Genomic DNA, 6,443 nt, shown 5'->3' on the forward strand with positions numbered 1-6,443 from the left:
CCTTTTTCTTCATCGTCATAATTATCCATGATGATCCGGTTTTTTGCGCTGCGTCCAATATATCCGGTTACGGTTCCGTTTTCGGCAATATCCCCCCAGGCCAGTGCCAGGTATTTTCGCGTAATGCTGTGGTCAAAAAACTGTTTGGCCAGCTTGGTCATCGTGATCTCGTTCTTGCTGATCAGCAGCAGACCGGAGGTATCCTTGTCTATCCGGTGGACCAGACCGGGTCTTCCTTCGTTGCCTGGCAAATGAGGCAGCTGTTCAAAATGGAAGGCCAGCGCATTGACCAATGTACCTGTGTAGTTATTGTAGCCAGGATGAACAACCATACCGGCAACCTTGTTGACGATCAGCAGGTCGTTGTCTTCATAGATGATCTCCAGAGGTATGTCTTCGGGGTAGACTTCTGTATCACGGGGCGGATGCGGAAATACAATGGAAATCTCATCAGCCGGCTTTATCTTATAACTGGACTTGACGGGTTTTTGGTTGACGAGTACGTTTCCAGCCTCAATAGCATTCTGGATCCGGCTGCGTGAGGCATTTTCCAAACGATGCATTAAAAACTTGTCAATCCGCAGTAAAGACTGTCCTTTATCAACAACAATGTTGAAATGTTCATAAAGATCCTGGTCTTCCGATTCCTGCGCCGTATTAATATTTTCCATTAAAATAACTTATGTTTCTGTCTACCTGTCAGTTAAAGCATAGCATTTCAATAGATTTAAAGGGTTTTTGCGCTTCCTGACCTTGATCCTGCAAAACTAATCTTTAAAGACAACATATTTAGAAAAGAAATTGGCCTATTTTTTGATAACAGGCTCCTGTACCTTAATAACCCTGCTTATGAAAAATTTTACTCAAAATGTAAAAATAATTCTCAACTTCTTCCCATACCTGATCAAAAAGATTTATTTCAAACATTAATTATTCAAGGTTAAGTCCCCGGCTTCTATATTTGTAATCATGGTTACAGATATTTACAGCCCCACACAACAATTAAAGCATCCTGCCAGAATAAACATTTGGGTTAAAAGAGATGATTTAATTGACCCCTATATTTCAGGGAATAAATGGCGTAAGTTAAAATACATCTTAGAAGAAGCGAAAAAATTGGATAAGGATCATCTGGTCACCTTTGGTGGTGCTTATTCCAACCACCTGGTGGCTACAGCCGCCGCATGTGCAAAAAACGGCTTAAAAAGCACTGCGTTCGTGCGCGGAGAGGCGGTAGAAAACGAAATGCTATTGCTGTGCCGGCTATTCGGAATGCGGCTGATATTTACTTCAAGGGAAGATTACAAAGAAAAAAAGTCATTGTTTAATAAGCTTTTTGCAGAGGACGCTCATGCTATTTTTGTGGATGAGGGAGGTGCCGGTATCCATGCTGTTCAGGGCTGTGCCGAAATCATTGCTGAGCTTCCCCCGGATATTGATCACCTTTTTTGCGCTGCCGGAACCGGAACTACAGCCGCCGGCCTGCTTAAGGGTATTTTAGAGTCCGGATCAAAAACTGTGCTTCATGTGGTGCCGGTTCTAAAGGGTGGTGATTTCATTGCGGATGAGATGATGAAATATACCGGCAGTTCGGATCAGCTGGTCCTGCATACGGATTATCATTTTGGGGGCTATGCCAAAACGCAGCCTGAGCTGATTTCTTTTATAAAGTGCTTCGTTGCCGAAGAAGGCATCCTCATAGATCCGGTATATACGGCAAAGATGTTCTTTGCCATTGACGATCTGTTAATGAAACAATATTTTAAAACCACCGATAAAATAGCCGCAGTTCACACGGGAGGCCTTTTGGGCATCTTAGGGATGAAGGAAAAGTTCAGACAGGATGGTTGAAGTTCTTAAAAACTGACAAGTCATCAATTGTCAGGTATAGTGTGTTTCCGGTTTCAAAACGCTCATGCAGGCTGTACCTTCTGAGTTCACCGGATTCCTGCTGTTGTAAAACTGCAGCCAGTGCAGCAGCAGTATAAATCGCACAAAACGGTTCGGCGAAGCCGTTGTGACGGTATACATAAAATTCATGGCCCGGCTGCTCCCTGTAGGCCCCGATCAGGGTATCCAGGGTATCTTTATCCATTTCAGTCAGGTCACAAGCCATCAGCAGAAGGTCATGATCAGGGAAACGCTGATGGACACTCAATAATCCATTTAAAGGTCCGCTGATTGGGATATGGTCAACAATCAAAGTTCTTTCAGGGAATATGTTCCGGTAAGATTGCTTTTGCAGTTCATTTACAGAAACGGCAACTTCCAGGCCATGCTGTGCAAGTTTATCAGCAATGATCACTGCCCAGGGCTGTTCATCCTTCAGCAACAAGCCTTTGTCCTTACCCATGCGCTTGCTTTCGCCCCCGCACAGCACTACGCCCATTAGTTTATTTTCCATGGCCGGCACTGTTAAATTCGTAGATGTGCTCAGCGGGATTTCCGGTGATCTCGGCGCAATTGCAGTTTCCGCCCCATTTGTGTGTACCGTCTGTGAAGTATTCGCATTTCCAGATCGGCACTTCGTGCTTTAACCTGTCCATGATGTACCTGTTTGCGTCGTAAGCCTCTTTGCGGTGGGGTGATGCGGTAATGACCACCACCGCACATTCAGTGATCCCTACTTTGCCCAGCCGGTGCTGTGCCACTGCAATATTCAGCTGCCATTTTTGAGTGGCTTGTCCCAATATTTCTTCGATCATTTTCACAGCCAGCTTTTCCTGGGCCTCAAATTCCAGGTAGGCAACTTCTTTTCCCAGGTTATTGATCCTGACGTCTCCGCTAAACAGCACAACCGCGCCGGCGCTCGGATGGTGCGAAGCAGCGAGCAGCGCTGCAAGCTGCAGCGGCTGATCAGAAAGTATGTTTTCAGCCCCCGCTGCTTGGCGGGATAACGGAGATCCGGTCATCTGCTTTTAAATTATAGTGTGAACCGACTAATTCATCATTTACCGCAAAGCGGCAGACACGGAGTATTCCTTCTGCCTCCGGCTTTTGTGTGATCAGGTAGCGCTTCAGCTCATGGATATCTTTCAATGCTTCTCCAATTGTAAATTGCTTATCGTAGAAATCCTTTAACACTGCAAATACTTCAATCTTCATAAATTTATCCTCCTATATGCATCATGCTCAAATTGCTCCCAGTAAATTTAAATACCTGTTTCTGTGACATTGCCTGTTCCAGTTTGCCGGTAAGCTCGGCACTGCCGGCTGCTGCCTCTCCGATCGGGATCGGGGTATTGCTGCTCAGGCATCCGTAGATATTACCAAAAGAATCCAGCCTCAGACGGTTGCAATCCCCGCAAAAAGGGGCGGTCTCGTTTGCGATGATGCCAAAAATATGCCCCTTGGCGGTTTGCCAGTAATTGGCTGTAGCGGCTATTTTCCGCGGCAGCCCGGCGATGCTGTGCCTGGTCTCTATGATGGAAAGGATCTCCTGCTGGGAGAAGAAATACTGTCCGGGATTTTCATATAAATGTCCCATGGCCATGACTTCCAGGAAACGGATCTTTAGCTTTTTGCCGGATGCATAATCGAGCAAAGGCAAGATCTGATGTGCGTTGATCCCACGCATAACCACCGTGTTGAGTTTAACTTCAATTCCGCATTCCAGTGCCTTATCAATACCGCGGAGTATTTTATTCAGTCCGCGGCGGCGGCTTATTTTAAAAAATGTCTCCTCGTCTATGGCGTCCAGTGATACATTGATAGATTTTAATCCTGCTTTTTGCAGCGTTTCTGCCTGCTGTTCCAGCAGTACTCCGTTTGTGGTCAATGCCAGGTCTTCAATTCCAATTTGCAGTGCTCCGTTAATGATCATTGCCAGGTCCCTGTACAGCAGCGGCTCCCCTCCGGTGAGGCGCAGTGTCTGCAGATCAAGCTGCCGGTGCAGGCGCCCGATAATGCTCAGCATTTTCTCAGCAGGCAGGCCCTGTGACCCCTGAAGTATATAACTTTCCCGCATTTCATCCTGACCACAGGCACAGTATACGCAGCCGAGGTTACAGGTATTGATCAAACTCACCCTGAGGGTTTTGAATTTTCGGTCGTATATATCCCCTGGCTCAATCATGATGTAAAAATAGTAAGTATCGGTAATATTTCTTTATACTTCTTTTAACATTGCATCAGCATGTATTTGCTTACCGGTAAAAAATCCGTCTTCTCTGAATTACAGACAGGACATTTATACGTATCCGGCAGATCACCAAACCCAATGCCGGGACTTATTTCATTGATTTCGTCACCAAATTCTTCATCGTATACAGACCAGCAGTTTTTACACTGATGAACCATAATCAGCGACTTTTGATCCTCTCCTTCTTCGCGGATATGCTCGGCGCGCAACAGCAAGGCATCTTTCGTTTGCAGGTCATAATATTGATCGCAAAGGGAGATCAATACCGGCGTAAGTTCGCTCAAACTGATATCAGTTCTGAAAGTTACGAAATCTTTTGAGTTTGGATTGAAATTACGGGTATGCAGTATGTCAAAAATTTCTTTATCGGTGTTCAGTTGCTTTCTGATGATTACTGAGCCGAATAATCCGGTTTTGGGATTCACCTTAACGGCAAATGAAAGCTTAAAGGTTCGCAGGTCTTCTTTATCAAACTGTTTCACCAGGTATTGCTTTAGGCCAAGCCCGTAATCACAAAGGTCTTCTACCTGCCAGTTGAGCTCATTAGAGGCATGACGCACGTTGATGCGGTGTTTGGCCATGACCATATTCCAGGGCAATTGTTCTTCTATCCCTTTCATAATGATGGACTTCCAGGGAGTAATGTAAAACTGGGCAATGCGTGACCTGATGCACAATGTGCAGACATCTTCTAAAAAGTCGCAGGAAAAGGACTCGTCCCTGCGGTAAATACCGAGCCAGAACTTATTGCTGTCATACCTGTTGAACCCTTCATAATAAGGAAGGCTAAAATCCGGAAGTTCAAGCTGGGCTGTGCTGTGGTACTGGATAAATTTAGTTTCACTCCCGACTTTTTGATAGAGTGCCGTACCATTTATATCTTCCCGGTTGCAGTAAACATCAGGCTTTTTTAATATGGCTTCTTCAATATCTTTACTCAGTATGGCAATGTCTTCTGTATACACCAGTACCGGCCATACATAAAAGATGCTGGTCTTGGGAAACCTGATGTGCAGGTGCCAGTAATTGCTTACCGCTGAGACGATGAAATTGAGATTGCCTGTAAAAAATGGAACGAAGGTCTGGTTGCTGTTGATCAGATTGATCTTTAACTGTGGTTTGTAATCAAAAAGATCCAGAATGTCTTTATAAACCCCCTCACCAAGCCAGTTCGGATTACCAAATATATTCTGGGCCACATAAGAACTGAGTATGTTTGGATACTGGCCGGCATCGAGTTCAAAGTCTATGTTGGCCACAAAAAACTCATGCTCAAGCGATTCGAGCTGCTCCGCATTGGCATTGATGAACAACTGCTGGCGTGTACCAAAACGGACCTCTGATATACCTGCATGCTTTGCCGCATCCAGTATTTCCAGCATATCTCCCGCAGCTACTACTCCTCCCGGGAGATTGATTTTGATGGTATGTATTTTTTCCTCGGCCATATCCTGTTTATTTACACTGCGCTTAACAGTTGTTCAAGTATGCGTTTTACTTCCGGTTTACAGGACCCGCAGCCCGTCCCCGCTCCGGTTGAAGCACACAGCTGTTTCAGATCCGAACACCCTTCTGTGATCTTTGTTTCTATATTGCCCTGGCCCACATTGTTGCAGCTGCACACCAGCTTACCCATTACAGGGTCTGGTTTATTCCCGCTTCTGAGCAACTGGATCCGTTTTTCACTCAGTTCAATCTTGTTTTCTATGAGGTTCCTGAATTCCTGAAATTCTGCTTTATCGCCGATGAGGATCGCACCTACCAATCTGTCCTGATGTATGATGCATTTTTTATAATAGCGCTTGGCTTTGTCCATGAATATGATCTCTTCGTAATTTTTCTCATCCGGAGATTCTGACAAACCAATGCTGCACAGGTCAAAGCCCTGGATTTTAATGATGTTCATTAAAGTGCTCCCTTCATAATAGCTGGAGATGTCGCCATTGATATACTGGGCTACCACTTCGGCCTGTTGTTCTGCTGCCGCGGTAATGCCATACATCATGTCGTTAAACTCGGCTATTTCGCCAATGGCGAATATAGCCGGGTCGCTGGTCTGCATCCTTTCATCCACAACGACTCCGCGCTTGCACAAAATGTCAGATTTTTTGGCCAGCTCAATATTTGGATTGGTACCTATGGCCAGGATCACTGCGTCGCAGCTGATCTTTTTGCCGCTTTTCAAGCCGATGCCTGTGAGTTTTGACCTGCCATAGAACAACTGTACTTCTTCATTGTAATAAATGTCACAGCCCATCCGCTCCATCTGCTCGCTGAGCAGCTGGCTACCCAGTGAATCCAG

Annotated in this window: 8 protein-coding genes; 1 reads left to right on the forward strand and 7 read right to left on the reverse strand. The window is 45.4% G+C overall.

Features of this window, described 5'->3' with window-relative positions:
- The coding region (locus VK541_RS15435) for an RluA family pseudouridine synthase (RefSeq protein ID WP_324371200.1) at window positions 1-671 on the reverse strand (671 nt) is incomplete at its 3' end.
- 298 nt (window positions 672-969) lie between these two features.
- Between VK541_RS15435 and VK541_RS15440 the strand changes: the two genes are divergently transcribed.
- A complete protein-coding gene (locus tag VK541_RS15440; protein WP_324371201.1) occupies window positions 970-1,851 on the forward strand; it encodes a 1-aminocyclopropane-1-carboxylate deaminase/D-cysteine desulfhydrase in 882 nt (293 codons plus the stop codon).
- On the opposite strand, the gene mobA is transcribed toward VK541_RS15440, so the two are convergent.
- The 6 genes from mobA to VK541_RS15470 form a co-directional block, all read right to left on the reverse strand.
- Complete coding sequence (gene mobA / locus VK541_RS15445; protein WP_324371202.1) at window positions 1,835-2,404, reverse strand: molybdenum cofactor guanylyltransferase; 570 nt, start codon at window positions 2,402-2,404, stop codon at window positions 1,835-1,837. The two genes, VK541_RS15440 and mobA, sit on opposite strands and share 17 nt — an antisense overlap.
- Window positions 2,394-2,912: a molybdenum cofactor biosynthesis protein MoaE gene (locus tag VK541_RS15450; RefSeq protein ID WP_324371203.1), complete on the reverse strand. Its 519-nt coding sequence runs from the start codon at window positions 2,910-2,912 to the stop codon at window positions 2,394-2,396. Before VK541_RS15450 ends, mobA begins: the two co-directional genes overlap by 11 nt.
- Window positions 2,872-3,105 carry a MoaD/ThiS family protein gene (locus VK541_RS15455; protein WP_324371204.1) on the reverse strand — a complete coding sequence of 78 codons (234 nt, stop codon included), beginning with the start codon at window positions 3,103-3,105 and terminating at the stop codon, window positions 2,872-2,874. Before VK541_RS15455 ends, VK541_RS15450 begins: the two co-directional genes overlap by 41 nt.
- A 4-nt stretch (window positions 3,106-3,109) precedes the next feature.
- Complete coding sequence (locus VK541_RS15460) at window positions 3,110-4,027, reverse strand: GTP 3',8-cyclase MoaA (protein WP_324371205.1); 918 nt, start codon at window positions 4,025-4,027, stop codon at window positions 3,110-3,112.
- Between the two features lie 92 nt (window positions 4,028-4,119).
- Entirely contained in the window at window positions 4,120-5,589 is a 1,470-nt protein-coding gene (locus VK541_RS15465) for a rubredoxin (RefSeq protein ID WP_324371206.1), read from the reverse strand.
- A gap of 11 nt (window positions 5,590-5,600) precedes the next feature.
- Window positions 5,601-6,443, reverse strand: an 843-nt coding sequence (locus VK541_RS15470; protein ID WP_324371207.1) for an FAD-dependent oxidoreductase, incomplete at its 5' end; no start/stop codon positions are given.

This window comes from Pedobacter sp. (assembly GCF_035317785.1).
Classification (GTDB): domain Bacteria; phylum Bacteroidota; class Bacteroidia; order Sphingobacteriales; family Sphingobacteriaceae; genus Pedobacter.

Bases quoted from the DNA above. Each gene is read 5' to 3' on its own strand.
- VK541_RS15440 (WP_324371201.1), top strand. From the start codon at position 970: ATGGTTACAGATATTTACAGCCCCACACAACAATTAAAGCATCCTGCC.
- mobA (WP_324371202.1), bottom strand. From the start codon at position 2,404: ATGGAAAATAAACTAATGGGCGTAGTGCTGTGCGGGGGCGAAAGCAAG.
- VK541_RS15450 (WP_324371203.1), bottom strand. From the start codon at position 2,912: ATGACCGGATCTCCGTTATCCCGCCAAGCAGCGGGGGCTGAAAACATA.
- VK541_RS15455 (WP_324371204.1), bottom strand. From the start codon at position 3,105: ATGAAGATTGAAGTATTTGCAGTGTTAAAGGATTTCTACGATAAGCAA.
- VK541_RS15465 (WP_324371206.1), bottom strand. From the start codon at position 5,589: ATGGCCGAGGAAAAAATACATACCATCAAAATCAATCTCCCGGGAGGA.